Origin of the sequence: Nocardia kruczakiae NBRC 101016 (assembly GCF_001612965.1) — a bacterium.
GTDB classification, from domain to species: domain Bacteria; phylum Actinomycetota; class Actinomycetes; order Mycobacteriales; family Mycobacteriaceae; genus Nocardia; species Nocardia kruczakiae.
This window is the reverse complement of record NZ_BDBL01000008.1, coordinates 26,132-52,411: the sequence shown is the minus strand read 5'-3', so window position 1 is coordinate 52,411 and position 26,280 is coordinate 26,132. Positions and strand designations below refer to the sequence as shown.

Below are 26,280 nucleotides of genomic sequence, written 5' to 3'. Positions count from 1 at the left end.
CAGCGAATCGACCGCATATCCCCGAACGGAATTGTCGCTGTGCCCGACACACTCACCGCTCCCGCTCCCGCCGCCCACTCGCTCGGATCTCGCGCCGAGGTCATCCACCGCTTCCTGGTCAAACCCGCCGACGCCGGCATCGTCGGCACGGTGGACGGCGGCAAGCTGCTCGAATGGATCGACAAGGTCGCCTACGCGGGCGCTGCCCAGTGGAGCGGTCACTACTGCGTCACCGCCTACGTCGGCAATATCCATCTCGACCGCCCCATCGAGGTCGGCGAACTGGTCGAACTGCACGCCAACCTGGTCCACACCGGCCGCACCAGCATGCACATCCTGGTCACCGTCTACTCGACCGACCCGACCCGCGTGAAGCCGGTCCAGAGCGCCCAATGCCTGACCATCTTCGTCGCCGTCGATGGCGATCGCCGCACTGTCGAAGTGCCGCAATGGAATCCGGCCACGCCCCTGGAATTGCGGCGGCACCGCCAGGCGAAGGTCAGAATCGCCGTCCGCAAGGAAATCGAAGCCGCGATGGCCGCCCAGCGCTACACCGCGGAAGGGACCGCGCCCAGCGCGACCCTGCGCTTCCTCGCCGCTCCCTCCGACATCAACTGGGGCGGCAAGGTCCACGGCGGCCGCACCATGCAATGGATCGACGAAGCGGCCTACGTCTGCGGCGCGAAGTGGGCCGGCCAGCACGTCCTGACGTCGTACTTCGGCGGTATCCGCTTCTACCGGCCGATCGTCATCGGCCACGCCGTGGAGGCGACGGCCCGGCTGATCCACACCGGACCCCGCAGCATGCATATCAGCGTGCACGTCACCTCCACGGACCCGCACTCCGGCGGACCGGAACTGGCCGCCCACGGCCTGGCCGTGGTCGTCGCCTTGGACCCGGACGCCAAAGCGCGCTCGATCCGGCAGTGGATCCCGGCTTCCGACGAGGACATCGCCCTGGACGCCCACGCCCGTCACCTGATCGGATTACGTTCGCTGGTCGAGGATTTCACGCCGGCGGATGCTGTTCCGGAAGACGCCGAGCCGAACCACTTCCGGATCACGGCGAACCAGCGCTGAGTCCGGGAACGCCGATGCGGTAGCCCCGTGTCGCCGTTGCACATCGGTGAACTTTTCGTGCAAACCTCGGCGAAAATGGCGGAAAACTCGCAATAGTTCCGAGGTTTGCACGATTAGTGCGGGGCAGCACCGTCCAGGACAACGCATAGCTGGGTTACAACATCAGTCTTTCCGGACGCCGTCTGGTTCGATCTCGGACGTGGCCTCAACAGCCGGTGAGCGCCCCGTTCTCAGGCGCACGTCAAGAATGGGGCTTTCGCCGGTTCACAATGGGCGCCAACGGAACTCGTCCCCGTCGCGGAACGCGCCGAACGATTCCGCGAGCTCCCCGGTGGCGCTGCACATCACCTGCGTCCGGTTCTCGATGTCGAGGGCATGGCGCAGGCTCGGCGCATCCACCGTCTGCCACATCGTCTCCTTGGTCATCCACACCGCGAGCGGAGAGTTGGTGGCGATCTCCTCCGCCTTGGCGATCGCCCGGTTCAGCAGCTCGTCCTCGCCGACGACCTCGAGGACCAATCCGATCCGCTCGGCCTCGTCGGCATCGAAAACCCTTCCGGTGAGCAGCAATTCGGCCGACCGAGACGCGCCCACCAATCGTGGCAGGTGATAGCTGGTACCCATATCGCAGGCCGAGATCCCGTGCCGGATGAACACCGCCCCGAAGCGGGCACTACGACTCGCGTACCGGATATCGCAGGCCAGCGCGAGCGCGAACCCGCCACCGACCGCGGCCCCGTTCACCGCCGCGATCACCGGCTGCCGCAGCCGATGGATCTTCTCGAACGCCGAGGCCATCAACTCCTGGCTCGCGTAGATCTGCGCGACCGGCGACTGCACCGCACCCAGCAGCGCCGCGGTCGGACTCGCATCGGTGGCCGTGAAGTCCTCCGGTTTCGACTTCAGATCGGCACCGGAGGAGAACCCGGCTCCCGCGCCGGTGATGACCAGCGCCCGCACCTCCGGTTTCCCGTTGATCTCGTCGAGCACCCGATGCAATTCGGCGACGGTCTGATTGTCCAGCGCATTGCGCCGGTGCGGCCGGTCGATGGTCAACACCACCACACCCGAGGACCGATAGTCGATATTCAGCGCGGACATGCCTGCCTCCTTCGCGAGTCAGCGCGGAACCGTGCCGCCGTCGATGACGAACGTCTGCCCGGTGATGAAACTGCCTGCGTCCGAACACAACAGCAGCGCGGGCCCGACCAGTTCGTCCGGCTCACCGAGCCGCCGCAGCAACGGTGCCGCCGCCATCGCGTCCACCACTTCCTGCGGATTGTTGCGCACCATATCGGTATCCACCGCACCCGGAGCGATGGCATTCACCCGAATCCCGTCGCCGGCGAATTCGGCGGCCATCGAGCGAGTGAACGACAGCAACGCCGCCTTCCCCGCCGAATACATCGCCAGCCCGCCCGAGAACCCGAACGCCCCGATCGACGCGAAGTTCAACACCGCCGCATGCTTGCTCGCCCGCAGATACGGCAACGCCGCCTGCACCAGAAACAACGGCCCCTGCACATTCACCGCGAACGACTTGTCCACCGCCGCCTTCTGCATGACCTCCAACGGCTGAGCCAGCGCATTGGCGGCATTGTTGATCACGATGTCGATCCCGCCGAACGTCTCCACCGTCTTCGCGACCAATGCTTGCAACTGGTCGATCTCACCGAGATGTGTGGGCACCCCGATCGCCTCGGCCCCGAGTTCCCGTAGCCGCTCGGTGGCTTTCTCGCAGGCCTCCGGCTTCCGACTTGCCACAACCACATTGGCCCCCGCACACGCCATCCCCTCGGCCAGCGCCAGCCCGATACCCCGCGTACCGCCGGTGACGATCGCGGTCCGCCCGCTGAGATCGAAAAGTTCCTGGAATGCGCTGCGGTCCACTGAGCCGGCCTCTCTCGCGGGTAACACGGTGTGCCCGACGCTGAACTGACGACGGACGCTGTCAGTTCTACCAGCGCACCTCACGCCGACGTCGCCGTTATCCGAATTCCGCATCGAAACAGAAGCTGATCTGCGCCGTCACACAGGCGATCCCCATCCGGCTCTGCGCGACGGCCGTCCGCTGAACTACGGTGGAGTCCGACCGAACGCCCCGTCACCGGGAGGCGCCTTGCGCTCCACCGCCCGCACACTGCCGATCCTGCTCGTCCTCTTCGCGGCCGCCCTCCTGCTGCCGGTACGCGCAGGCGCCGACGCTGCCATCGACGACACCACCTCCCACCGCATCGACGAACTCGTCGCGTTGCGCTCCGGCGCGACCGGAGTGAGCAAAGGCGAACTACTCGACCTACTGTCCCAACAATTCCTGGGCACCCCCTACGCCGCGAACACCCTCATCGGCTCGCCAACCCAGCCCGAACAGCTGGTAGCCGACTTCCGCCAGGTGGACTGCTTCACCTTCCTCGACTACGTAGAAGCCCTGAGCCGAACCACCGACCGAAACCGCTTCGAAGCCAACCTGATCGACACCCGCTACGCGGGAGCCCAAGTCGACTACACCCACCGCAAACATTTCTTCACCGACTGGGCGCAGGTTGTTGACGTCGCCGCCACCGACATCACCGCGAGTCTGTCACCCGCCGCAGTCACGGTTCCCAAACACCTCAATGCCACGGGAGACGACAGTGTCTACCTACCAGGCATCCCGGTGGTAGACCGCGACATCACCTACATCCCAAGTGGGGCAGTAGACCGGGGCGTCATCAACGGGCTCCGAACCGGCGACTACATCGGCGCGTACGCCGACCAGCCCGGACTCGACGTCACCCACGTCGGAATCCTCATCAGCACACCGAGCGGCCCCGTCTTCCGAAACGCGTCGTCACTTGCCGCCAACAACAAGGTGGTGGACACCCCGCTGGGCGATTACCTGCAGACCGTTCCCGGCATCGTCGTACTGCGACCGCGGCCAGCGTAGAACTCGGCTCGGACCGGCGACCGGCATACCTTGGCCCTATGTCCACGCCGCGGATCGAACCCCCAGACCTCCTGAGGCACATGACGTGGTAGGAATTGGAGCAATTGCGCGAGGAGATTGCGGATCAAATCGAGCTGTAGGATGGACGAGTGTTGTGAGTGCGGCGCGGGCTTGTCGAGCACCAGGCTTTCACCCGACGCGTGACGAGTGCTTTCGAACGTTGCGCCCGAAAAGAGATGTCGAACCAGTCCGATACCTGCTGGTGCGTCGAATCGCAAACCAACGTATTCCTCTCTGCCGCCACGGTTCGTGCCGACGCCTCGAAACGGACATGGAAAGCTCCCGCAGGCGTGCGTCCGCTCCGCTCGGTCAACTACCTCCTCGCAGGAGAGTGGACAGCAGAAGACGAGGAGGGGAGTCAATCGAATTCGCTTCCCGGTCAGCATCCCGTGGTCCGAACGCGAGTACGCAGCCGAGTTGCATATCGGGGCACCGGTCTGGCGCGATGACGTGGCCGTTGGCGAGACACCCGGCATCGGCACGCTTGCGATGAAGGGCACTAGCTGGGCCCTTTCTGTGTCGACGTGGGGGTGGCCCGGATAAGATTCGGCCATGCAATTGCGTTGCGCATCAGCGAAATTCGCTCCCAAGCTGAGCCGGTCTAAAGCGTTGACAAGGTCGGCGTTCGGAGGCTTCTCAAAGCCCATTCTCGCCGTCCGAAGGTCCGAAAGCGCCTGCTATGGTGAGTGACGATGAACTGCGTAGGCGCTTCAAGTCAGGCGCGTCGAGCCCACGGATCACCTCGATCCGGTTCCCGCATTTCAAGGCCCTTGAACCCAACCTGCAGATCGACTTCACTTTTCCCATAACGGCATTGGTTGGTCAGAATGGATCAAACAAGTCTTCGATACTGCATGCGTTGGATTCAGCGCCGGAAGGGCGAAGTCTCGCCAATCATTGGTTCTCGACGAAGCTGGATCCAATCGGACGCCTCGATAGTAAGTCGCAACACCGATTCGTTTATACGTACGATATTCGAATCGGCTCCGAGGAGCACATCGCTGAAGTGCGAAAGTCGCGAGTGACAAAACCCTTCCGGAATGAATGGGTGCCGAAGTTATTGCTGGGACAGCGCGATCCTGATTATTGGGAGCCGACGAAGCGTGTAGATGTGGACGGTATGCGTGAGCTTCCGGCGGATAAAAGATTGCAGCCATATCTAACGAGAGATCGTTGGAATGCAATCAAGAAGAATGTAGTCTACATCGATTTTCGCGGTGAGCTGTCGGCATATGATAAGTTCGTGCACCATGCCGCGCCTGACAAATGGACGCAGAACCCGACCGGTCGGCGATATCGCGTTATAACCCGATCTGCTGAATTGGCTTTAGCGTTCAAAGAGTTGAAGCTGACAAGCGATAAAATTATCTCTCCGCCGAGGTTGATAGATGCCGCCTGCGTTGCGGTCATTTCCCAAATTCTCGGCAAGAAGTTTTCGGAGATTCGGGTCGTTAAACATCGCTGCTACGGTGTGATAGGGCATTCGGCGCAGATGAAATTTGGAGACCGCAGCTACTCCGAGGCGCACGCCGGGAGTGGAGAATTCGCAATAATTAGATTGGTTGACGAGATCTCCCAGGCGCCGAACAAAACCTTAATCCTTCTTGATGAGCCGGAAGTATCGCTTCATCCCGGCGCTCAGGTGGCATTGATGGAGTATTTGCGCCATGTTTGTCGAACCCGGGGACATCAGGTTGTCTTGTCTACGCATTCGCCGACAATTGTGGACGGGTTGCCGCCCGAGGCAGTGAAACTCCTGGGAACGAACGGGAGAGACAGTACAGTCAGGCTCCTCAGTCAGAGTACGCCGTCACATCATGCCTTCTTTAATTTGGGTTATGTGACAAACCGTCCGTCTGGAAAAGTCCTTGTCGAAGATGCGTTCGTTGTTGAGGTAGTCAAATCAGCGATGCGCGCATTCGACGCGAGTTCGCTTCCCTATGTCGATCCCGTGGCGCTACCAGGCGGCGCAAGTCGGATTATTCAGACTACCATTCCGAGCTTTGCGGCGGCAGGCGCTACGGGCGTCTGCGTGTTGCTTGATGGTGATCAGTTTCCGGACGAGTGCAACGACGACGAGTCGACTCCGGCGTATTCCGTACGGCTGCCGGATTGGAACCGGATCGATTCGATGGCAACCAAGGCCGACTCGGCGGATGAAGCAGCGATTCTGGTCGAAAAATGGCGTGCACTGGTAACTGAGCTATTGGGTCCCAAAGTGCATTTCGATATTCATGGCCGTACGGACGACAAATATCGCTCGGATCTCAACGAGATAGAGGAGATACATCGAAATCTAAAGTGGTGCGCGAAGCACATGAAATTTCTTGCAGGAAAGGTTCCAGAGGCTGCGCTCTTGCATGAGCTAGACAGTGCGTACGATCCGCATACGCCGACGAAGGAAGCAAAGGGTCATTTTGTGGACCTTACTGTGAAAGAGCTAGGAAAGGAATCTGATTATGAAGCACCTACGTCTGCCGACATCTTAGCAACTCAGCAGCGCAGACTGGCTGAATTGGTCAAGTCGCGAGGCAAAGAGAGTCTATTGTTGGCGTCAGCGTTCAGAGCAGTCGAGGCGGTCTTGTCTCCCGGGCATGGATGATGTATTGATGCTTCGGCCGGCACAGAAGTAGTTGAACGTGGCTTGAGTTAACGGGCACGCAGTAGCGCTGACTGGTGGTGCCCGGCGCACGGGAAGGGGCCTCGCACGGATGACCGAAGTTTTCAAATGAGGTTCAGCCTCAGTCGCGCTGTGTAGTGTTTGGATTCAAGCGGCGAGGTAGGTCAGAATTCAGAGGAATCGATTAGCCGCGCTCAGGAGGGGCAGATGGTCGACGCTGTCGACGACGCGTATGAGACGTTCGAGATGCTTCTCGATCGGAACACTCCTGAGGAGGCGGTCAAACGGCTGGTGAGGCTCGGGACACCTGCGGAGATAGTCAAGCAGGTTCGGGAGCGGCATGAGCAGCGTCTCCTTGCTATTCGTGAGATGGAGGAGCCGCGCTCGGTTGTTCTGGGCAATCGGTACACCTGGTACACCGGTCCGCAGGCAGGAGACAAGTTCTGGCCGGCCTTGCAGCGCATACTTCAGCGACAAGGGTGGAGTGACGGCTCGATCGACAGTCTGGACAAGTCTTCGAATCGGATCGTGTCGTTGCTCAATCATCCCCTGGAGCCGCGGTTCTCGGCTCGCGGACTGGTCGTCGGCTACGTCCAGTCAGGGAAGACGACGAGCTTTACTGCAGTGATGGCGAAGGCCGCTGATCGGGGCTACAAATTGTTCATTGTGCTGGCCGGGATTCACAACGGGTTGCGCCGGCAGACGCAGGTACGGCTTGTCCAGCAGCTCATTCAGCCTAATCCGGCCTCCTGGACTCAAATCACCTCCCCCGAACACGATTTCGTGCCCCCGGCGAATCCAGCGAGCTTCTTCGGCGCTGCGAACAGAACACACGTGCTGTGCGTGGTGAAGAAGAACGCGCCCGTCCTACGGAAGTTGGTGCGATGGTTGCGGGATGCGCAGGACTACCTTGGTGATACGCCCGCTCTGATCATCGACGATGAAGCGGACCAGGCCACAGTCGCTACGGATGCCATCAATCCGTTGATCATGGACATGATCAGTACGCTGCCGAAGGCCGCGTACGTGGGATACACGGCGTCGCCTTTCGCGAATCTTCTGATCAATCCCGTCGACGAGAACGATCTCTACCCGCGAGACTTCGTCGTCAACCTGCCCAAACCTGACGGGCACTTCGGTACCGAGGTGCTCTTCGGTCGATATGCACTCGACGGCGAAGACCCGAACGAGGTCTTCGACGGGTACGACATGGTCCGTACGGTGCCGGACGAAGATGTCCCTTTGGTCCGGCCGAAGACCAGAGCGGAGACCGAGGGTTTTGTGCCGGTACTGACCGACTCGCTGCGGAATGCGGTGCGGTACTTCTGGCTGGCAACGGCCGCGCGCCGAGTACGAGGAACAGGAAATCCTCACTCCACCATGCTCATTCACACCAGTGTGCGGACTTCGGTTCATGACAGTTTTCGCGGTCCGTTGGAAGCGTTCCGGGAGAAGGTTGCTTGCAATCTCGACGATTCAGCGTTGCGTTCTGAGTTGAGGGCGTTATGGGACTCCGAAACAGCGCTGGTACCCGCGAAGGAGTTCGGCGAAACCAAAGTCGAATTCGATGAGCTGATTCAGCAGTTGCCTGGAGTGCTCGAGGACTGTCGAATCATCATGGACAACTCCGGCAGCACCGACCGGCTTGACTATGAGAACGGGCCAGTGGTGGCGATCGCGGTCGGGGGAAATACGTTGTCCCGCGGCCTCACACTGGAGGGTCTACTGGTCAGCTACTTCGTTCGGGCTGTATCGGTGTACGACACGCTGCTGCAGATGGGGCGCTGGTTCGGCTACCGCCATGGATATGAAGATTTGCCTCGTATCTGGATGACCGAGGAACTCGAGGACTGGTTCCGGCATCTGGCGACGGTAGAGGCAGAGATGCGGCGGGACATCGACATCTATATGACCGAGGACAAGACGCCATTGACGTTCGCTGTGCGGCTGCGGACACATCCGGCGCTACGGGTGACAGCAGCAGCGAAGATGCAGGATGCGGTGACCGCTGCCGCAGGCTATGGCGGTCAGCGTGTCCAAACCCGGTACTTCCGGAAGGACCGCGATTGGTTGTTGGGCAACCAGAAAGCTGCCCGAAATCTCGTTTCCGCGGCCGTGGCGGCCCGCAGGTCGGTCGAAGGTTCGTCGGAAACCGGCCGATTCCTCTACCGAGGAGTATCCAGTGATTACGTTCTCGAGTTCTTAGCCAGCTACAAGTTTCACGAGAAGTCTCAGGAGTGCAATGCGGCGATGATGTCCCGCTACATCAAGGCGCGCATCCGGAACGGTCACTCTTTGGGCCGCTGGAACGTTGCGATCATGGGTACCCCGCTCACCGGCTCCGATGCTGCGTTTGTCTTTGCCGACGGTGTGGAGGTTGGCCGAGTAGTCCGTTCAGCCTTCAAGAGCGAGCCAGACCTCTGTGATATCAAGACATTGATGAGCCGTAAGGACGCCGCCCTCGATCTGGAGGGCGATATTCATAAATGGTCGGAGAAGGAAATCCGTGCGGAGCGCCTCAAGCAGCTTCCCGATACCGGCCTTATCGTTCTGTATCCGATCGACAAGATCTCGCATCCTGACCGAAATCAAAGTCGGCGTACGTCATTGGACGCACCTGAGCACGTTATCGGTGTCGGGTTCATGTTTCCGGAACCTCGAAACGCGGATTCGACAGTGCCCTGGGAGGTCGACTACATCTCGGCTGATCTGTCTGCGGTCCCTGGTGGTGCAGAGGTCGAGGACGAGGACTTCAGTCTGGTCGTCGCCGAGGCGCAGGCGTGAGCGGAGATCTCCGCCAGACCCTTGAAGATCACTGGGCGATGCTTGCTGTTGCTCGGTTGAGTTCTCCGACAGCAATGCGAGTGTCAGACCTGCCAGTGGAGACCAGCCGAGGTCATGTCGCCGCAGGAGTCGATCCTGACGGCCACCGCCATCTCCTCGTGCCGATCGACTCCCGTCAGTCGGTGCGGAAAGGCCTGGATGGCCCGGTATTGCGCTTGTCAAGGAAGCCGCTGGAGACCGACAGTTCCTATCAGGTCTATGCCGATCTCGCATGTTTGGACACGGAGTTCGACGACGTGTTCGCGACCTTCTGCGCGGTCTCGCTTGATGAGATCGCAGCGGTGCCGCGGTATCCGACCAAAGGGCTGTACCGTGCGCTGGATAAGTGGCGGATGCTGTTCCAGCGCTCGGGGACACTACTCGGACCTGAGCAGATCGCCGGACTGTTCGGTGAGCTCGTGGTGCTGTGCCGCCTACTGGAACTGGACCCGAGCGCGTACCGCTGGTGGGCAGGCCCGGCCGGCCATCGGCACGATTTTGTCGCGGGCGCTACGGCGGTAGAGGTCAAGGCCTCGTTGCGGCCGGGCGGACGTAATGTCCGAATCCATGGATTGGATCAGCTGGATCCGCCTGCCGGAGGCGAGTTGCTGCTTGCGTATTTCAAGTTGGAACCGGCTCCCGAGGCAGCTTCGCTGCAGGATCTGGTAGAGCAAGCAATCGACTTGGCCGACGACGAAGGCGCCCTCTTCGGCCTGTTGTCGCTTGCGGGGTACCAGCGTGCCGATGCTGATCACTACCGAGACAGGCGCTTTCGGATTGCCGAGCAGCGCTGGTACAGAGTTGACGGTAACTTTCCGAGGCTGACGGCCGACATGCTGGTAGCAGCGGCGGTCCCCATCACCGTTAAAGACGTCGAGTACACGATCGACCTGGGTGGAGAGCCGCCTTTTCCGTCGGAGGAGGGTGCGGTTTTGCGGTACGTGCAGCGGATGGCTGAGGAGCCAGAGTGAGTCTGCCGGAGTGGTATTCCCAGCCGTTCCCGCCCGAAGGTGCGAGTGCGGCCGAGGGGATTCGCAACCAGCTCGGAAAGCCAGAATTGGACTACCTCACCATCCTGGTTCGAGAGGCGGCGCAGAACAGTTGGGACGCTCGTATCGATGATGGAACGACGGTCGAGTTCCGTATGGATCTGCAGACCATCAGTGCCGCCAACGCCGAGGCATGGCGTCAGAACCTGCTTCGCGGGGCCCCCGCGGATTCGTACCTTCCCCTCCGTAAGTCATTGCAGGCTCCGGTAATCCGAGTGCTGTCCATTTCGGACAGGGGCACGGAGGGCCTGGGCGGACCAACCCGTGCCGACGATGTCGTCGACGATCAGGATCGAGACTTCGTATCCTTCTTGCGCAACATCGGCGAACCGCGAGACAAGGTGCTCGGCGGAGGGACGTATGGGTTCGGGAAAGGGATTCTGTATCTGGTCTCGAGGCCGGGGACCATTTTGATCCATACGCGATGCAATTACGAAGGCCGTTTCGAAACCCGGCTCATGGGCGCTTCGCTCTGGAAGAGTTATCAAGCGTCCACCGTGGACGGGCACAAACGGTTCACCGGAAGGCATTGGTGGGGAGACGGTTCCGGGGAAGTGATCGAGCCACTGGTCGGTGCGGAGGCAGATAGCGTCGCCCGACAGCTAGGTCTGCTCCCATTCGGTGAGACTGAGACCGGAACAACGATAACGATCGTCGACCCGGAGCTTGACGATCGGGAGCCCAGTCTTGTGGCGGAATACTTGGCGGAAACCATCGCGTGGCAGCTATGGCCGAAACTACTTTCGCGCGAGGTCAGGAATGGTCGTCCGCCGATGCGGTTCACGGTGACCTGCGACGGGATCGAGTATCCGGTTCCCGACCCGGCTGGTCGTCATCCGTTACGGCTGTTCGTCGCAGCGTATGAGCAGATGATCGGTTCGAGCGGTCGCGAAATACGGAGCCTGCGACCGAAGCGACTACTCGGGAGACTTGGGCTCGAACAGCGAACTGTCCCTCCGTTTCAGCCAACCGCGGCAGCGGAAGCAGCCGGTATCGAAGGGCATATCCATCATGTGTGTTTGATGCGTCCGGCCGAGCTGGTCGTGACCTACTGGGCGGGCCCGAAACCGTCGAGTGAACTGAGCTCCTATGCAGGAGTTTTTCGTGCAGATTCGTCGATGGACCATGTTTACGCGGAGGCGGAACCACCAACCCACGATGGGTGGAATTTTCAGTCGCTCGAGGATCGAGATCATCGGTCCTTCGTGCGTACGACCTTCACACGGTTGAAGGAAGCTACCGACGCGATCGTCAATGCCGCGGTCGGAAATCGTGCTGATGTGGCAGACGTGTCGCTCGGAGCTGCCAGCGACCGGTTCTCACCGCTTATCGGAGGTGTCTGGGGAGTTGGTGGGGCGACTGATTATGGTCGACCGGGAGAGACCCGTGCACCTGCCGGCCCGAAGGAACGCGGAAGCCGCGGCAATCGCGACGAACGAGAAAACCCAGACAACCGGGCTGATGAGGACAGTGCGGCCGAAGGCCGACACTCTTCGCATCCGAGCGGCGAGGTGACCGGAACAGGTAACGGATCTGATGGCGGTGCACCGCGCGGGCCGACTCGGCGGCCGAGAGTCGACTACGTCGGGTCACCGTATCTGGACGAGTTCGCGGGAATGGCCGTAGTAGTTCAGGACTTTCGGCTGCCGACCCCAACGCTTCAGCGTGTATCGGCTGAGCTAGCGGTGGCGCTGACTGCCGACGGAGGTCGGGAAACCGAACCGCCCGAAGGCGCACCACAGCCCGAACTGATCGGCTGGGAGGACGAAGACGGAACGCTTCGTCGGGCAGAGAGCTTCATGGCCGGTGGTGGCGACATCCGAGTGTGGAAGGCGATAATCAAGCCTGCGCCGGACACCATGACCGATATCAAGATTCGAGTGGCGGCGGTGAGCAGCTGATGCGGGTATTGCCGTACCGAATTCCGGCTGATCACGTTGTTCGACCTGAAGCGTGGCAGTTGGTGCTCGATGGTGCTGAGGTCCCGATGCCCGAGGCCTTTCCCCACTGGGACTATCAGACCGCGGTAGAGCTGCGCCGCACAGTGTCGGTCGATCTCGAAAGTACTTGGAGCGAATCAGGATTGGCGCCCGGCACGCCGTTGGCGCTGGCTGTTGTGTGGACCTCGACGGGTTCCAAACTGCGGGGTACGGCAGACCGACGCCTGCTGACAGCGTCAGGAGCAGTCGAGTTGCGGGTGCAACTCGCCGGTGCGGACCTGGGCGGAGTTCTGCTGCTGGATACCGCCCTGATTCTGGGGCGGCGCAGGGACGGAGAAAGTCGTCCGACAGCAGCTCGGCGAGCCGGGTCCGTGCTGTGGAGCGACAGGGCAGCGCTCCGGTTACAAGGCGATGCGCCTCAATTCCCGATGGCCATAATCGATTTCGAGAAAACGATCTACCCTGTCGATGCTGCCTGGCATCTGGAACTCTATGCGCTCGACTCCGCGACGATGGGTTCGTTGCTCCTGCTGGTCAACGAAAAGAAGACTGTCGTCGCCGATGCGCTCAAGAACGCAGCGAAGCCACGCCAGCAGGACAAAATTGTCCTCGCGGTGCTCTATGCCGACGTCGCGCGAATGATGATCGAGCACGCACTCCGGAACCCGGACTTCACCGACGACTCTACATTTCCCGACGAAACCTTGGGTGCCACAATCCAATCACTGTTCGGTCGCCTGTTCCCTGAACGTTCGGTTCGTGACGTACGAGCGCAGATCGAGCGAGCCCCCAGTTGGTTGTCGACCGAGGTACAAGCTTCGCTCAACTTGTTCGAGGGGGTCGCATGAGCCTGTTGTATCCACGGTTGCTGCGGGCGCGAGCGATAGAGTTGACGCAGGAGTACCGAGATCTGGATCTCAAGTCGCTTGCTGCCAGATGGTCCCCTTCGGACGATTCCGCGGTGTATGTCGCAACCGGAGGAGCACGAGCTCAGCCGGACCAATTGGTGGAGCTTCGTCGAACTGTGCTGGAGCTGGCTGAGAGTTCCGGGTTTCCCAATCCGCCTTCGCCGGAGCAGAAGACCACCTTCGACCTGGCGTTGGCCGAGGCGCTACACCGAGGCATGCGTTTGGCGCCTGCTGAAGCCGCGTCCGGAGACATCTGGGCATTCCTCGCGCTGATCTTGATGCCCGACATTGCCCACTGGCGCTATCCGAAGCCGCCGGCCGACCGTGTGCGCGGTTCAGACCTCACGCGGCATGTTTTCGGACGCCTGTGGTGGCGAGCCCAACTCGTACACAGCCCGGGCGACCCGAATCCATATGGGGCACTGAAGGTATTGGGGGAGTCTGCGTTCGATCAGATCTACGCCCGACGTTCAGCACTGGGTGGAAGTCCGCACCTGATCAAGTCGATTCTTCGGGTTTGGAACAATCTCGATCTTGCGGCGCTGAGTGAGCGAAATGTCCTGCGCGAGTTTCTGAAACGGCTCCTGCGGCTCGCGCCGTTCGTGCTCTTCGATGGCTTGACCGACGACGCACTGGATGGCGAGCTCCGCGTTGTCGCCTACGAGACGGTGCTAGGGATGCAAATAATCGCTGGTCTGTCCGAAGAAGAGGCCGCGGACCGTGCTAGCGCTGTCGTTGCGAGCTGTGTACTGGACGAGGATCAGCTGCAGGAGCTAGGTGACGCGGAGGCTGTCGGGTACGAACGCTGGCTGAACGAGGCACTCGAGCGTGCCGGCATAACGGGCGCCGACCTGGCAGCGAAAATCGGGGTTACCTCCGCGGCGGTCTCCGCGTGGCTCAACGGGCGGTCGACACCAGCGGGCCGTGCGCGCAACCAGATCGCTGCGATATTAGGTGAAGAGCTGACGACAGACTAGGCGTCCGCCCACAGCGGCAGAGGATTTTCAGCTGGTACGTCGGAATCGATCAAGCGCACGATCCCGTTTGTCGAACTCGGGTTATCGACGTCCCACGGCTCATCGACGGCCGCGTCCAGTTCAGCTGTGTCGATTCTTTTGCCCAGAGCGGCAGCAAGGACATGAACTGCCAACCGTGGAGGGATTGCGTTGCCGATCTGCTGCGACCTGTCTTTTCCGGCCCAGGGGTAGCGCTTCGGGAATGTCTGCAGCATCCCGGCTTCTTCAAGTTTGAAGCGCCGTTTGAGGTCTGAGTCGGTATTCGCCCTTACCAGGCGGTTTCGTGAGATTTTGCCGGTGACGGTCGCAGACGGAAGGTTGCAGTTGCGCCGTCCACGAAGTTTCGGGTCGCCACCAGTGCCATAATTCGAGACCACGTCAAAGTCCCCCAGGTCTTCAGGAAGTACATCGCGCATCGACCGCCATTCCAGCAGAGCCGGGTCACCGTCCTCCTTGGCGACGCCCTTCGTGTAGCGGCGGTGGGTCGCTTTCGGCAGTTCGGCTGCACCGGAGAGGCGAGCGATCAGGATCGCCCGTCGGCGGGTCTGGGGTACTCCGTACTCCTCGGTCCTGAGGATCCCATGTGCCACTGAGTATCCAAGACTCGTCAGGGCGCGTCCGACCTGTTCCCAGATCGGTAGGACCTGTGGGACTTGCTCCAGAACGATGGCGTCATAGGGTCGGTCGGCAGCGTACGCCTCCAACGCCCACCGCAGCGGTTGCAGCACAAGTCCGGTCCGCTCGTCGCCGGTATCCGTGTTGAGCTGCCATAAAGCCTCATCTATGTCCCGCATCGCGATCATGTCGTCGATCATGTCGATGATTGGACCGATCCATTGTCGGCCGACTCCGCTTCCGGCGACGGTGTACGTCTGACACGGAGGGCCGCCGGTCAAAATCCGCGTTACCGCAGCGTCTTTCGGCGCAAAGTCCTTGTCCGAATGCTTGGCCACATCACCTTGTTCGGTTTTCAGCCCCGCTGCCGCCCGCGTGGCGCAGGCGTTGTCGTCCCACTCGATGCCTATAGCGTCGATCCCAAGCCACCGCGCTGCTACGTCCAGCCCTCCCGGGCCTGCGAAAAGATCGACCATGTGGAACTGAGAACTAGTGGTCGGCCGTTCGGAGGACATGAGGGAATCCTATCGGCGATGTGCGGGCGAGGACAAAGATCGGTTCGACTCCAGCGTGGCTCTGATCGCTTGACCGAGCGCGCGACCGACCGGCGGTGGGGTGGCGTGTCCGATCTGCCGATATCGGGCGGTCTTTTTGCCCGCGAACTGCCAGCTGGTAGGGGAGAAGCCCTGCAGAATTGCGGTCTGTTCAACTGTGAGCTGAAGCATACCTGTCCGTCCCTGGGACGGGACCCATCGAAAGTCCGGTGTCGGTACCTCGTTCGCGAGACTGCCTGCGTAGACGCCCATACGCTCCCAAGCCTTCTTGGTGCCGCTCGGCCCGAGGTCTGCGCCACCCCGATTCATCGACCCGCCAACAACGGTGGGTGCGATAGCAGTCGCCTGGTCCGCCCATTCATCGGCTCCAAGCCAGCCGCCGGCCGACATCGAGTCCCGTAGAGCTTCGCCCACCGAGACACGGCGCAGCGAGGTCGTTGGCGCGGGAACTTTGATCCGCTCGACGGGAACGCCTTTGACGGCAAGGAGAACCCCTTGCTTCCGGTCTTGGGGAACGCCGAAATCGGCGGCATTCAGCACTATCCAACGCAAGCCATAGCCCAGATGTTGAAGCTCTTCGCCGATGAAATTTCGGATCGGCTCATACTGGGGAGCGGTGACCATCTCTGAAACATTCTCGATGACAATCGATTTCGGCTGGATACCGTGTACCAGCCAAACGGTCGCCTTGAGTAGTTCCAATTCATGGTGAGAGCCACGGCTGCGGCCGACAGTTGCTGCCGCCTGGACGCGTGGCAGTCCGGCCGAGAGCAGGTCGACGTCATAGGTCTGCTCGTGCTCGGACGGATCGAAGTGGAGAAGGTCCATCTGCCATACGTCCCAGGTGGGCCGATTCAACCGGAGCGACTCGCATGCCACGGGCAGGTTATCGAGAAGTAGGGTTGGCGAGAACCCGGCTCTTTCGAGACCCGATGCGAGTCCCCCCGCACCGGCGCATACATCAACGAAAGTCAATGGTGTGACGGCGCCTGCAGACGTGGTTGTTTGTGTCGGGGCAGGCGACTGCACAATCTCCTCCTGGGAAGGACTTCATGAGACAAACCAAGTCGACATTATCTCGTAAACTGTTGGGGTTCTAGATGTTTGGTGCGCTCATCCTACCGCTCTAGTCGTCTGCACAACGATCGACGCGGCGTCCGAGGTCTCTGGGGCCTCCACTCCGGCGATGCCGTGGAAGATCCGTTATGGCCTAGTCGGGGGTGCGCACGAAACTACTGCGGCCTCGAGCGCTCCTGCAGTGGTGGCAACATCCGATAATGTCGTCTGACATGAGTCGTTGGCTGCGTTGGGCCCGAGAACAAGACCGGAACTCCGGGAGTTGAGGTGATTCGCTCAGTTGTCTTCGACGTAGGTGAGACCCTCCTCGACGACACTCGCGAGTTCGGTCGGTGGGCTGACTGGATTGAGGTCCCCCGGCACACCTTCTCTGCGGTGCTGGGAGCGGTGACTGCAGCTGGGCGGAACAACGCCGAGACGTTCCAGTACTTTCGGCCGGGGTTCGATCTCGAACATGAACGCTGGCTGCGTGAGGCCGCGGGCCGTGGAGAGGATATCGAGGAAGGCGATCTGTATCCGGACGTGCGATCTGCGTTGTCTGCCTTGCAGAAGCGTGGGATTTGGGTCGGTATCGCCGGCAATCAGACTGCTCGAGCGGCGCAGCTGCTGCGCTCGCTGAATCTTCCGTGCGACGAGATCGCCACGTCAGGGGAGTGGGGAGTCGCTAAGCCTGACTCGAGTTTCTTCGACCGCGTTGCCGAGTTCGCGCCCGGCTGCCGGGACGAGATCCTGTACGTCGGTGATCATCGGGACAACGACCTGATCCCGGCACGTCGGGCCGGCATGCGGTGTGCCCTGATACGGCGCGGGCCATGGGGATATCTGTGGGCGGATGATGTCATCGCGGCGGGGGAGGCCGACTGGGTTGTCGGCTCCCTCACCGAGTTGGTGGAAGCGATCAGCTAAACACTCAGGCGCGCAAGCATTTCCTTCACGCGGGGATGCCAGTTGGTGTGTTGGGGTGCGATGGAGCGGGCTGTGTGGATGGACTGCATGGCGCCGTCCCGATCTCCAGCTTGGATGCGCGCCCGTGCTAGGTCGATGTGGAAGTGCGAGCGACGCTCGGCGGGGATGTCGTCGGGCGGCGTCCAGTTCTGAGCGGCTGTGAGCGCTCCACCGATGTCCCCGAGTTCCACGCCCAAGGAGACCTGGTGAATACGGACGGACGAGCGGCCGAACGCTGTGCCCAGATAGGTCGATTCCGGGACCATTCGCGCAGCGCGGGTTGCTTCCGCGATGTGGTCGTGAGCCGTGTCTGCGCGGAACTCGCAGCCGGCGACGACAGCGGCGCGCATGTGTAGTGAGCCGTAGGTTGCGGCGGCGCGGAACGATTGGGACGGGTCGATTCGATCTGCTGCCCGTTCGAGTAGCTTCCGGCCGGTCGCGAGGTCCATGTTGTTGAAGAACAGTTCGGTGCGGACGTAGGCGGTCGTCGCAGCGAGTAGTGGGTCGTCGCTGTCCCGCGCGGTGGTCTCCATCATGCCGATGATGCGGGCGGACAGATCAGCGAATCCATACTTGTCCGCGATCGCGTCGGCCGCTCGATAAGCCTGGATGAGAAGATTATTCACATAGTTTCGGAGTAGTTCTGGGGAGAGGCGGGCTCGGTGCAGCTCGTCCAGCAGGGACGGGAGCTCGATGGCTAGGCGGAGATAGTTCGAATCGAGGCGGTCGCGGACAGCCGACGCCACAGCCGCGTGCAGCAGATCGAGCGAACGGATCGGTCCATCGGGCGGGGCGTCGTGAGTGTCGAGCGCCTTCCGTAGATCAGGAAGGCGGATTTGTACCGCTGTTGCCGCAGTGTCTGTCGTTCCGACAACGGTCGAATGTGGTTGCAGCGCTTCGTGGAAGCGTGCGACTTGGTTGGCATCGAGACGCCGATAGCTGGTGTCCATGGCGTCTGCGAACTGCCGGACGAGAGTGATTGTCTCTCCGCGGCTTTCCCACTTCCGGACGACGGCCTCACTGAATCCCAGCCGCTCGGCGAATTCGCGCTGAGTTATACGCAGCGCCTCGGTACGCAGCGCGCGTACCTCCCGTCCGGTCCACTTCGTCACGCTCATTGCGATCCCCCTCGCTTTGGCTCGACGGTCCGTACTTGCAGCGTAGCGGCGCCGTAGCGGTTCCGTGCCTTCGGTTTCTGGCGTTGCTCCGTGAAGCTCGAATCGGCCCCGCCGCCGGGTCGATGTCCGGAGATCTGTGACGCCATCCACAACCGGCGGTGATCCTCGGCGGCGGGTGCTTACCAACGAAAACCGAAGGAGCCGAATGTATCTCATCGTGATTGCCGGGAGGCCGGTATGACGCTTCCTACCGCTTATGTTGCGGCAGCTGAACTGCCGAAGGGGCCGCCTCGGGCGCTCGGTTATATCGATCGGACGTTGCCGGGGTGGCCGGCGAATGAGCAGCGGGTGCTCGGGCATGCGGTGAAGTTGGGGTACTCGTTGGTGCGGGTGGTGTTTCGGACCGCGGGGGATATCGATGATCCGATCATGCGGCTGCTCGATCGGATCGGTGGGTACAACGTTGCGGCGGTCGTGGTTCCGAGTGTGGAGCATCTCGGGGTGCGGCTTCGAATTGTCTGCGCGGCATGCGATGTGGAGGCGGTTGAACCGGAGGTTACCTATGCACGGGTGCGGCCGACGATCTCTTCGGCGCCGGCCTCGGCTCAGCGTGATTCGCAGCCCGAGGTGGGCGATTGAGATGTCGGGGTTGATCGCTTCGGTTGTGACGGTTGTCGGTGTGGCGGCGTTGGTGGCTGCCGGGGTTTCCTGTGCTTGGCCGGATGTCGGGGGCGATCGGAGGTTCGGCGAAGCCACCCGTCTCGCGGTGAAAGTCGTTGTGCGCCCTGACATCCTGTGGTTCTCGTTGACGCACGCCGCTCGGTCGCCGGTGCCGACGGTGGTGGAGGCGCACGAGGATATGCAACTGCACGTGGAATGTGATCCTGCCTTGTGCGCCGCGAAGGCGGTGGCGATGAGGACTCTGGTGGCTGCTGGGCGAGTGCGGCCGGACCGATCGCGGCGGCTGTGAGCGTCAGCGCCTTGCTTCGCGCACGGCGGATTGCCCGGCCGGTGGTCGGGTGTCAGGCCGCGCTGGTGTCGGGTGGTCGCGAGCGCGATTGCAACCAACGCTGGTGCTGTTCGCGTTCGCGTTGGCGGCGTTGCTCCCGTGCGCGTTCGTCGCGCAGGTGGATGCGCGTGAGTATCGCGGCCAGGAGTTCGTCGGGGTGGTGGCGATGGTTGATGCGGGGCGTTCGGCTGGGGTCGATGTGTTCGGGGGCGATCCATGCGGTGCGGCCCGGGAACGGGGAAAGCTCGTCCTGTGCAATGGTTTTCCAGCCGCCGGGGCCGTCGTGGATCAACGAGTGGCAGGCGTCGCAGGCCAGGACGAGGTTGGTGATGTCGGTGGGGCCGCCCTTGGCGTAGTCGCGGATGTGGTGGGCGGCGCAGAGGCCGGCGGGGGCGTCGCATCCGGGGCGGGAGCAGCCGCGCAGGGCGGCGATCAGTGCAAGGCGCTGGGTGCGGGAGGCGAGTCGTTTCATGCGGCCCAGATGCAGGGGGAGTCCGGCGTGGTCGAAGATCGCCAGGTACGGGCGGGATCGTTCGGCCAGTCGCAGTGCTTCGCGGATCGGGACGACGCCGCCGGTGGCGGTGGTCGCGGCGCCCGAATCCTTCTCCAGGTCTTCGAGTTTCATCGTCAGCACGGTGGTCACGGGCATGCCGCGGTGGCGGCCGAGGTCTTCGGCAACCAAGCCGGAGCGCAGGACCGCTGCGAGGGCGTCGTGGTTGCGCTGGGCGGCAGTGCGGTGATCGGCTCGCGCTGCCTCGGCCAGCGCCGCAGGGTCGGCGGTGTCGATATCGACGGCGGGGCTGTTCGGGTCCTCCGGGTTGCAGACACCGGGGCGGGCATACTTGGCCAGCAGTGGATCCAGGAGGGCGCGCAGCACGGGATCGATGTCGCCGCGTATGGGGGACATGCCGTCCGGGCGTTGCCGGCCTACGACGATGCCTCGCATTCGGGCGCGGTCCAGGTCGGTGGTGAGGCGGCCGTCGGGGTCAAGGTAGGCCAGGATTCGGTCGCCGACCTTGCCGATGTCGTCCGGCGAGCCGGATCGTGCGAATTCGGCCAGCAGATGTTCCGCGGCTTCGCGATCCGGGTCGGATACGCCTCGGGGTACGCGGTTCATGACCTGCGCGATCCCGCGCACATGATCGGCGGAGATGTCGCCGTGTGTCAAAGCGGCTGCGGTGCAGGGCAATTGCGGGTCTCGCAGTTCGCCGTCGAGATCGTGGAAGGTTCCTACCCAGCGGGCCGAGTTCACGCGGCTGCCCGCGTCCGCGCTCGATACCCGCAGCGTCTCCATCAGGAACCGCTTCACCGTCTTCGCGCCGGTCCGTGACGGCAGGGATCGCTCCTCGGCTTCGATCAGCAGGCGATGCTGCAGCGCTGTCAGCCGGCGCGCGCAGCTCTCCACATCTCGCATCGCCTGGATCAGTTGTTCATCCGACAGCGGCATCAGCGATCGTTCGAACAGATCGGAAACCGCGGCGAGCAGCGGTCTCGCGACCTGCTCGTCGACGTCCCCCGTGTTCGAATGCATGTTCGAATTCTACCAAGAAGGGCGGAGGTGTGCACCCCCTCGGCCTGTGTGGATTTCGAAGTCCATTCTGAACAAGTGACCGAAAAGTCCTGTGTTGCAGCGAGTTTCACTGGCGCACACGGCGCACCGCGCTGCGGAGCCGACACTCAGGCAATCTGCGTCAACAACACCACCCCCAGGACGAACATCGTCGCCGCGACGAAGACGTCGAGCACTCGCCACGCCGCGGGCAGCGACAGGACCGGCGCGAGCAGCCGAGCCCCGTATCCCAGCCCGGCGAACCACACTCCGCTGGCCGCCATCGCGCCGACGCCGAAGGCCCAGCGCAGCGATCCGTGTCCGGCGGCGACCGAGCCGAGCAGCAGCACGGTGTCGAGGTAGACGTGCGGGTTGAGCCAGGTCATCGCCAGGCAGACCAGGATCGCGGTGCGGATGGACGCGGTGGAATCGCCGGTGGTCGCGAGGGCAGCAGTCGCGGGGCGCAGTGCGCGGCGGGCTGCGACGGCGCCGCAGGCGATCAGGAAGCAGCCGCCGGCGAGTCCGACGACGGTCAGGGCGGCGGGATAGGCGCCGACCAGTGCGCCGAGACCGCCGACCCCGCACATGATCAGAATGGCGTCGCTGGCGATGCAGATGGCGACCACCGCGGCAACGGCTTGCCCGCGTGCGCCTTGGCGCAGGACGAAGGCGTTCTGCGCGCCGATGGCGACGATCAGGGATAAGCCGGCACCGAATCCGGCCAGGGCTGCCGAGAAGATACCGCTGTTCACGCCGCCGACGGTATGGGTCCTGACATGATCAGTACAGCTAAAGTTTCTTAACTATCATTAGCGACCGTGATGTCCGAGCTTCCGGTCGATCAGGTCCGCACGCTGCTCGCGGTCGTCGACGAAGGCACATTCGACGCCGCCGCGGCCGTGATGCATCTGACGCCCTCGGCGGTGAGTCAGCGCATCAAGGCACTCGAACAACGCACCGGCCGCGTTCTGCTGATGCGCACGAAACCCGTCCGGCCCACCGAATCCGGCCAGGCGGTCGTGCGTTTCGCGCGTCAACTTGCCGCATTGCAGGAGGCGGCGCAACGAGAGCTGGGGATCGCCGGAGATCCCGAGTCCACCACGCTGTCCATCGCGGTCAACGCCGATTCGCTGGCGACCTGGTTTCTGCCCGCGCTGTCGCGGGTGCCGCAGGATCCGCCGGTCTGTTTCGATCTGCATCGCGAGGACGAATCCCACACCGCCACGCTGCTCCGGGAGGGCACGGTGATGGCGGCGGTGACATCGCTGGCCGAGCCGGTGACCGGATGTACCGCACGGTTGCTGGGCCTGGCGCGGTACCTGCCGGTGGCGAGTCCGGAATTCGTCGAGCGTCATTTCGAGGCCGGACCTCTGGAGCAGTCGCTTCCCGACGCTCCGGTCATCGTTTTCGATCGCCGGGACGAATTGCAGGATCGCTACGTCCGCACCGTCACCTCCGGCAGGGCGGTGGCGAGCCGGCTCCGCCATTACGTACCCACCTCGGAAGGGTTCCGCGACACCATCGTCGCCGGGCTCGGGTGGGGGCTCGTGCCCGAAACGCACGCCGACCCATTGCTGCGGACGGGCGCGTTGCGGAATTTCGCGCCGGGGCAGTGGGTCGATGTGCCGCTCTACTGGCAACAGTGGAAGTTGGATGTACCGGCCCTCGCGCTCGTCGCGCAGACGATCGGTGTTGCGGCGGCCGACTATCTCCGGCAGTGAAAAAGTGTCTCTGATGTGCCGCTGGTTTCGTCAGTCGATCAACTGTGGTGCCACCGCCCGGGAACTGCCGGGAACCGCTCGCGGCGATGCGGAGGTGAGCAGCGCGGTTCCCGCCGCGAGCAACCAGATGATCGTGAACCCGGAAACCGTTGCGGTAGTGCCCCATCCGTTCGCCGCGTAGAAGTTCGCCGGAGTGTTCCCGAAGAACATCGACGGTGCGAACGCGACGTTCACCACCGCCAGGGCCGCGGCCGAACGCCCCGCCCACGCGGGCAGAATCCGTGTGCGCAGGATCGTGACAGCGGCCGTGGTCATGAACAGGGCGGTCAGGAGCCGGGTGACCGTTCCGTACAGCACATAGGTGCCGGACACGGTGACAGTGGGATCGATCGGCTCCGGCGCCTGGATCGTGGCGCCGATCTCGAGGCCCATGGAGACGAAAGCGACTGTCACCCACATCAAACCGGCGGTCGAGGCCAGTGAACCGAGCCATTCGTAGCGTCGGTCGGCGGCCTTCACCAGGTGCCCGAAGGCCGACATGAACACCACCGCCCCGATCAGCCCGACGAGACCGATCAGGCCGCGCGTCAGGATGTTCCAGTCCGGGGGCGGGCCCTCGTAGACGAAGTAGAGCGGCAGTTCGACGAGCATGAGCGCGGCGCCACAGACCGCGGCGATACCCGCGGTGCGGCGGAGGGTTTCGGTGTGCACGGATCGTCCTTCCGATCGGCGGCGATAGTAAATATATGCCTTATACTATATCGACCATACTAAACTCCCGAAGGAAGAATTGTCGACGACGGGATGCGTGCTGATGACCGATCGGGAGGTGCCCGACCATCTGGCCCGGCTCTGGCGGCTGCCGGTGGACGCCAAACTGGGCCGTCCGGCCGCACTCGATGTCGATCGGGTGGTCGCGACGGCGGTGGAGCTGGCCGACCGGGACGGTCTCGCCGCCGCCACACTGCCGAAAATCGCTGCTGCTCTGCGGGTTACACCGATGTCGCTCTACCGCCACATCGGATCGAAGGACGAACTACTCGTACTGATGGCCGATGCCGGAATGGGTGCCCCGCCCGAATTGCCCAGCGGCTCATGGCGTTCGATGCTGCGCGCCTGGGCACTCGCACAACTCGATGTGCATCGAGCCCGCCCCTGGCTGACCCAGCTGCCGATCACCGGGCCGCCGAATGGACCGAACACCGTGGCCTGGATGGACGCGGGGCTGCGCGCAGTGCGGGAAACCCCCCTGGACTGGCCGGCGAAGGTCGGGGCCATCATGGTGGTCAGCGGATACGTCCGCGAGGCGTTCGTCACCGCCCGCCAACTCGAACACGCCATGGCGGCAGCCGATCTCGACCCTGCCAGTGCCCTGCACGACTACAGCCGTCAGCTGCGTGCGCTGGTGGATCGAGAGCGGCTGCCGGATATGGCCGCATTGCTGGCCTCGGGACTGTTCGACGCCATCGGACCCGCCGAGGCAGAGCCGGACTCGGACTTCGCCTTCGGCCTCGACCTGATCCTCGACGGCGTGGCGGCGACGATTGCCGGAAGCGGCCGGTAATGACAAGCGGCCCGGCGCCGTGGAGGCGCCGGGCCGCGAACAGCGTCGGATCAGCTGCTGCCGAACCAGCCCGGAGGAACGACCTGGCGGAAACCGTTCCAGCCGTTGCCGTGCCGGTCCCACGGGTTGCAGTCGTTGCCGTGGCGGTGACGGTCCCAGTCGCCACGACGGTCCCAGTCGCCTCGGTGGTCGGGCCGGTCCCAGTCGCCGAGGCCGCCGAACGGGCCGTGCCCGTGACCCGGGTGTGCGATGTCGGTGGCCGCCGGGGCGCCTACCACGTCGGCCTGGGCCGGAATGGCAAGCGCGGCAAGTGGCGCCGTGACGATGGCGCCGGCGACGGCGAGGCGCGCCGCCGTGCGCTTGGTGCGATGTTCGGTTCTGGCAATCACGGTGAATCCTTCCAATCAGTTACACCGAACGCAGTCTCTCCTAAATCGGACACCGCGTCACGGGTGGTGGCACGAGATTCAGGGCCGAATCGGCCGCGGGGATGACGGGAACTCGGGGTTGCCCCCGAGTCCTGCGATTCAGCTGCTGCCGAACCACCCCGGCGGGTAAACCGGCCTATACCAGGAGTAGTACGGCCGATACCACGGATTCCAGCCGTACCAGAGCTCCATCGGCATCGGATCGAACGGTGTGATTCCCGGGTAGTACCAGCCGACCGAGCTCGGCTCGCTCGCCGGCACCTGCGCCGAACTCTGCCCGGCGGTCGCGGTGACCATCCCGATCAGGATCAGTCCCGCTATCGCCGTCCTCGCCAGGATTCGGCGTACCCGGACGGATGCGGCAGTCGCGAACACGACCAGCCCCTTTCAACTCGCCTGTCCCGCAACCCTCGCCGATTTCGGCGCGGACGTCACGGCCGCGATACGCCCAGGGCTGAGAAGAGGCTCAGCTCACATCCCGCGCCTCGCCGTCCGGATTCGCCGGATCGATGTGCCAGCTGCGGATCCGCCGCGGATGGATGCGAATGACGGTGTGCGCGAACCAGTCCGGCGCCACCGGAGGCGCATCGACATCGAGAATCTCGCCGACGCCGCGGATTTCGACCCCGCGCCCCCAGCCGGGCTTCACCTCGGCCGGATCGTCCGGCGTCATATCGTCCACAACCAGGCTCACATTCGGATTACCTCGCACATTGCGGTACCGCTGGGCGCTCGGGCTCGGCCCGCCGATATCGATCGTGCCGTCCTCGTTCACCCGGAACCCGACCGGCACCAACTGGGGCCGCCCGTCCGCCGTCACAGTGGCCAGCCGGCCCAGCGATTGGGAAGTCAGATACGCGTGTTCGGCCGCGGTGAAAGTCATGCCGCTACGCTAAGAGCTCGAGTGCGGTTGAGGTCAAGGGTGCCGCGCCGTCCGGTCAGTCGGCCACTTTCGTGAGATGAATGTGGGTGACGTCGTCGCCCGGCCTGGCGGGGGAGACGGCGTACTCGGGGAGGTCGCCGAGGTCGTCGTAGAGGCGCTCGCCCGTGCCGAGGAGGGTAGGGACGAGGGCCAAGTGGAGGTCGTCGACGAGGCCGGCGCGGAGGAAGCTGCGGACGGTCGTGGCTCCGCCGCCGAGGCGGACGTCCTTGCCTTCGGCGGCGGAGAAGGCTTGTTCGAGAACGTTTTCGGACGTGTCGTCGACGAAGTGGAAGGTGGTGCCGCCCTCCATCTCGAGCGCCGGGCGCGGGTGATGGGTGAGCACGAAGACCGGGTGG

Annotated in this window: 24 protein-coding genes; 12 read left to right on the top strand and 12 right to left on the bottom strand. The window is 63.1% G+C overall.

The window, feature by feature from the left end; genetic code table 11:
- Positions 1-102: 102 nt before the first annotated feature.
- Positions 103-1,080 (top strand): acyl-CoA thioesterase, encoded by a 978-nt coding sequence (locus tag NK1_RS08345; protein WP_245660401.1) that lies wholly within the window; start codon positions 103-105, stop codon positions 1,078-1,080.
- Between the two features lie 264 nt (positions 1,081-1,344).
- Here the strand turns inward: NK1_RS08345 and NK1_RS08340 are convergent, their stop codons facing one another.
- Positions 1,345-2,181: an enoyl-CoA hydratase/isomerase family protein gene (locus NK1_RS08340; protein WP_063007974.1), complete on the bottom strand. Its 837-nt coding sequence runs from the start codon at positions 2,179-2,181 to the stop codon at positions 1,345-1,347.
- A gap of 18 nt (positions 2,182-2,199) precedes the next feature.
- Positions 2,200-2,970, bottom strand: coding sequence for an SDR family NAD(P)-dependent oxidoreductase (locus tag NK1_RS08335; RefSeq protein WP_063007973.1), 771 nt, complete (start codon positions 2,968-2,970; stop codon positions 2,200-2,202).
- Positions 2,971-3,199: 229 nt separating this feature from the next.
- Here NK1_RS08335 and NK1_RS08330 point away from each other — a divergent pair, with 229 nt between their 5' ends.
- The 7 genes from NK1_RS08330 to NK1_RS35340 all read left to right on the top strand — a co-directional run bounded on the left by NK1_RS08330 (position 3,200) and on the right by NK1_RS35340 (position 14,383).
- Positions 3,200-4,006, top strand: coding sequence for a DUF1460 domain-containing protein (locus NK1_RS08330; protein ID WP_063007972.1), 807 nt, complete (start codon positions 3,200-3,202; stop codon positions 4,004-4,006).
- 739 nt (positions 4,007-4,745) lie between these two features.
- A complete protein-coding gene (locus NK1_RS33530) occupies positions 4,746-6,668 on the top strand; it encodes an ATP-dependent nuclease (protein WP_084460695.1) in 1,923 nt (640 codons plus the stop codon).
- A gap of 225 nt (positions 6,669-6,893) precedes the next feature.
- Positions 6,894-9,470 carry a Z1 domain-containing protein gene (locus NK1_RS08325; RefSeq protein WP_063007971.1) on the top strand — a complete coding sequence of 859 codons (2,577 nt, stop codon included), beginning with the start codon at positions 6,894-6,896 and terminating at the stop codon, positions 9,468-9,470.
- On the top strand, positions 9,467-10,480 hold the full coding sequence (locus tag NK1_RS08320; protein WP_157104144.1) for a PD-(D/E)XK motif protein: 1,014 nt from the start codon (positions 9,467-9,469) through the stop codon (positions 10,478-10,480). Before NK1_RS08325 ends, NK1_RS08320 begins: the two co-directional genes overlap by 4 nt.
- The gene (locus NK1_RS34280; protein ID WP_157104143.1) at positions 10,477-12,459 is read left to right on the top strand and encodes a hypothetical protein; all 1,983 of its coding nucleotides are present in this window, start codon (positions 10,477-10,479) and stop codon (positions 12,457-12,459) included. Before NK1_RS08320 ends, NK1_RS34280 begins: the two co-directional genes overlap by 4 nt.
- Positions 12,459-13,346: a hypothetical protein gene (locus tag NK1_RS35345; protein WP_218023082.1), complete on the top strand. Its 888-nt coding sequence runs from the start codon at positions 12,459-12,461 to the stop codon at positions 13,344-13,346. Before NK1_RS34280 ends, NK1_RS35345 begins: the two co-directional genes overlap by 1 nt.
- Entirely contained in the window at positions 13,343-14,383 is a 1,041-nt protein-coding gene (locus tag NK1_RS35340; RefSeq protein WP_084460694.1) for a DUF6339 family protein, read from the top strand. Before NK1_RS35345 ends, NK1_RS35340 begins: the two co-directional genes overlap by 4 nt.
- On the opposite strand, the gene NK1_RS08295 is transcribed toward NK1_RS35340, so the two are convergent.
- Together NK1_RS08295 and NK1_RS08290 are read right to left on the bottom strand one after the other, a co-directional pair.
- Positions 14,380-15,552 carry a DNA cytosine methyltransferase gene (locus NK1_RS08295; RefSeq protein WP_063007966.1) on the bottom strand — a complete coding sequence of 391 codons (1,173 nt, stop codon included), beginning with the start codon at positions 15,550-15,552 and terminating at the stop codon, positions 14,380-14,382. The two genes, NK1_RS35340 and NK1_RS08295, sit on opposite strands and share 4 nt — an antisense overlap.
- 9 nt (positions 15,553-15,561) lie before the next feature.
- Positions 15,562-16,620, bottom strand: a complete 1,059-nt coding sequence (locus NK1_RS08290; RefSeq protein WP_063007965.1) for a DNA cytosine methyltransferase — start codon at positions 16,618-16,620, stop codon at positions 15,562-15,564.
- A gap of 315 nt (positions 16,621-16,935) precedes the next feature.
- On the opposite strand from NK1_RS08290, the gene NK1_RS08285 reads away from it, so the two are divergent.
- Complete coding sequence (locus tag NK1_RS08285; RefSeq protein WP_063007964.1) at positions 16,936-17,574, top strand: HAD family hydrolase; 639 nt, start codon at positions 16,936-16,938, stop codon at positions 17,572-17,574.
- Here the strand turns inward: NK1_RS08285 and NK1_RS08280 are convergent.
- Positions 17,571-18,731 carry a helix-turn-helix domain-containing protein gene (locus NK1_RS08280; RefSeq protein ID WP_063905935.1) on the bottom strand — a complete coding sequence of 387 codons (1,161 nt, stop codon included), beginning with the start codon at positions 18,729-18,731 and terminating at the stop codon, positions 17,571-17,573. The two genes, NK1_RS08285 and NK1_RS08280, sit on opposite strands and share 4 nt — an antisense overlap.
- A gap of 429 nt (positions 18,732-19,160) precedes the next feature.
- Here NK1_RS08280 and NK1_RS08275 point away from each other — a divergent pair, with 429 nt between their 5' ends.
- Entirely contained in the window at positions 19,161-19,370 is a 210-nt protein-coding gene (locus NK1_RS08275) for a hypothetical protein (protein WP_157104142.1), read from the top strand.
- Positions 19,371-19,753: 383 nt separating this feature from the next.
- Here the strand turns inward: NK1_RS08275 and NK1_RS08265 are convergent, their stop codons facing one another.
- Together NK1_RS08265 and NK1_RS08260 are read right to left on the bottom strand one after the other, a co-directional pair.
- On the bottom strand, positions 19,754-21,271 hold the full coding sequence (locus NK1_RS08265) for an HNH endonuclease signature motif containing protein (protein WP_063007961.1): 1,518 nt from the start codon (positions 21,269-21,271) through the stop codon (positions 19,754-19,756).
- Between the two features lie 146 nt (positions 21,272-21,417).
- Positions 21,418-22,041, bottom strand: coding sequence for a LysE/ArgO family amino acid transporter (locus NK1_RS08260; RefSeq protein WP_063007960.1), 624 nt, complete (start codon positions 22,039-22,041; stop codon positions 21,418-21,420).
- A gap of 69 nt (positions 22,042-22,110) precedes the next feature.
- Here NK1_RS08260 and NK1_RS08255 point away from each other — a divergent pair, with 69 nt between their 5' ends.
- A complete protein-coding gene (locus tag NK1_RS08255) occupies positions 22,111-23,010 on the top strand; it encodes a LysR family transcriptional regulator ArgP (protein ID WP_063007959.1) in 900 nt (299 codons plus the stop codon).
- Positions 23,011-23,040: 30 nt separating this feature from the next.
- Here NK1_RS08255 and NK1_RS08250 read toward each other — a convergent pair whose 3' ends face one another.
- A complete protein-coding gene (locus NK1_RS08250; RefSeq protein ID WP_218023081.1) occupies positions 23,041-23,721 on the bottom strand; it encodes a hypothetical protein in 681 nt (226 codons plus the stop codon).
- Between the two features lie 103 nt (positions 23,722-23,824).
- Between NK1_RS08250 and NK1_RS08245 the strand changes: the two genes are divergently transcribed.
- On the top strand, positions 23,825-24,574 hold the full coding sequence (locus NK1_RS08245) for a TetR/AcrR family transcriptional regulator (RefSeq protein ID WP_063905940.1): 750 nt from the start codon (positions 23,825-23,827) through the stop codon (positions 24,572-24,574).
- Between the two features lie 50 nt (positions 24,575-24,624).
- On the opposite strand, the gene NK1_RS08240 is transcribed toward NK1_RS08245, so the two are convergent.
- The 4 genes from NK1_RS08240 to NK1_RS35335 form a co-directional block, all read right to left on the bottom strand.
- Positions 24,625-24,963, bottom strand: coding sequence for a hypothetical protein (locus NK1_RS08240; protein WP_157104141.1), 339 nt, complete (start codon positions 24,961-24,963; stop codon positions 24,625-24,627).
- 138 nt (positions 24,964-25,101) lie between these two features.
- Positions 25,102-25,377 (bottom strand): hypothetical protein, encoded by a 276-nt coding sequence (locus NK1_RS08235; RefSeq protein WP_157104140.1) that lies wholly within the window; start codon positions 25,375-25,377, stop codon positions 25,102-25,104.
- 91 nt (positions 25,378-25,468) lie between these two features.
- Positions 25,469-25,885, bottom strand: coding sequence for a PPOX class F420-dependent oxidoreductase (locus tag NK1_RS08230; protein ID WP_063007956.1), 417 nt, complete (start codon positions 25,883-25,885; stop codon positions 25,469-25,471).
- A 55-nt stretch (positions 25,886-25,940) separates the two neighbouring features.
- A complete protein-coding gene (locus tag NK1_RS35335; RefSeq protein ID WP_218023090.1) occupies positions 25,941-26,267 on the bottom strand; it encodes a dihydrofolate reductase family protein in 327 nt (108 codons plus the stop codon).
- Between the last annotated feature and the right edge of the window lie 13 nt (positions 26,268-26,280).

What these genes read in the sequence shown, in the direction of transcription:
- NK1_RS08340 (WP_063007974.1), bottom strand. Translation starts at nt 2,181, where the DNA reads ATGTCCGCGCTGAATATCGACTATCGGTCCTCGGGTGTGGTGGTGTTG.
- NK1_RS33530 (WP_084460695.1), top strand. Translation starts at nt 4,746, where the DNA reads ATGGTGAGTGACGATGAACTGCGTAGGCGCTTCAAGTCAGGCGCGTCG.
- NK1_RS08325 (WP_063007971.1), top strand. Translation starts at nt 6,894, where the DNA reads ATGGTCGACGCTGTCGACGACGCGTATGAGACGTTCGAGATGCTTCTC.
- NK1_RS35345 (WP_218023082.1), top strand. Translation starts at nt 12,459, where the DNA reads ATGCGGGTATTGCCGTACCGAATTCCGGCTGATCACGTTGTTCGACCT.
- NK1_RS35340 (WP_084460694.1), top strand. Translation starts at nt 13,343, where the DNA reads ATGAGCCTGTTGTATCCACGGTTGCTGCGGGCGCGAGCGATAGAGTTG.
- NK1_RS08295 (WP_063007966.1), bottom strand. Translation starts at nt 15,552, where the DNA reads ATGTCCTCCGAACGGCCGACCACTAGTTCTCAGTTCCACATGGTCGAT.
- NK1_RS08280 (WP_063905935.1), bottom strand. Translation starts at nt 18,731, where the DNA reads ATGAGCGTGACGAAGTGGACCGGACGGGAGGTACGCGCGCTGCGTACC.
- NK1_RS08275 (WP_157104142.1), top strand. Translation starts at nt 19,161, where the DNA reads ATGCGGCTGCTCGATCGGATCGGTGGGTACAACGTTGCGGCGGTCGTG.
- NK1_RS08265 (WP_063007961.1), bottom strand. Translation starts at nt 21,271, where the DNA reads ATGCATTCGAACACGGGGGACGTCGACGAGCAGGTCGCGAGACCGCTG.
- NK1_RS08255 (WP_063007959.1), top strand. Translation starts at nt 22,111, where the DNA reads ATGTCCGAGCTTCCGGTCGATCAGGTCCGCACGCTGCTCGCGGTCGTC.
- NK1_RS08245 (WP_063905940.1), top strand. Translation starts at nt 23,825, where the DNA reads ATGACCGATCGGGAGGTGCCCGACCATCTGGCCCGGCTCTGGCGGCTG.
- NK1_RS08230 (WP_063007956.1), bottom strand. Translation starts at nt 25,885, where the DNA reads ATGACTTTCACCGCGGCCGAACACGCGTATCTGACTTCCCAATCGCTG.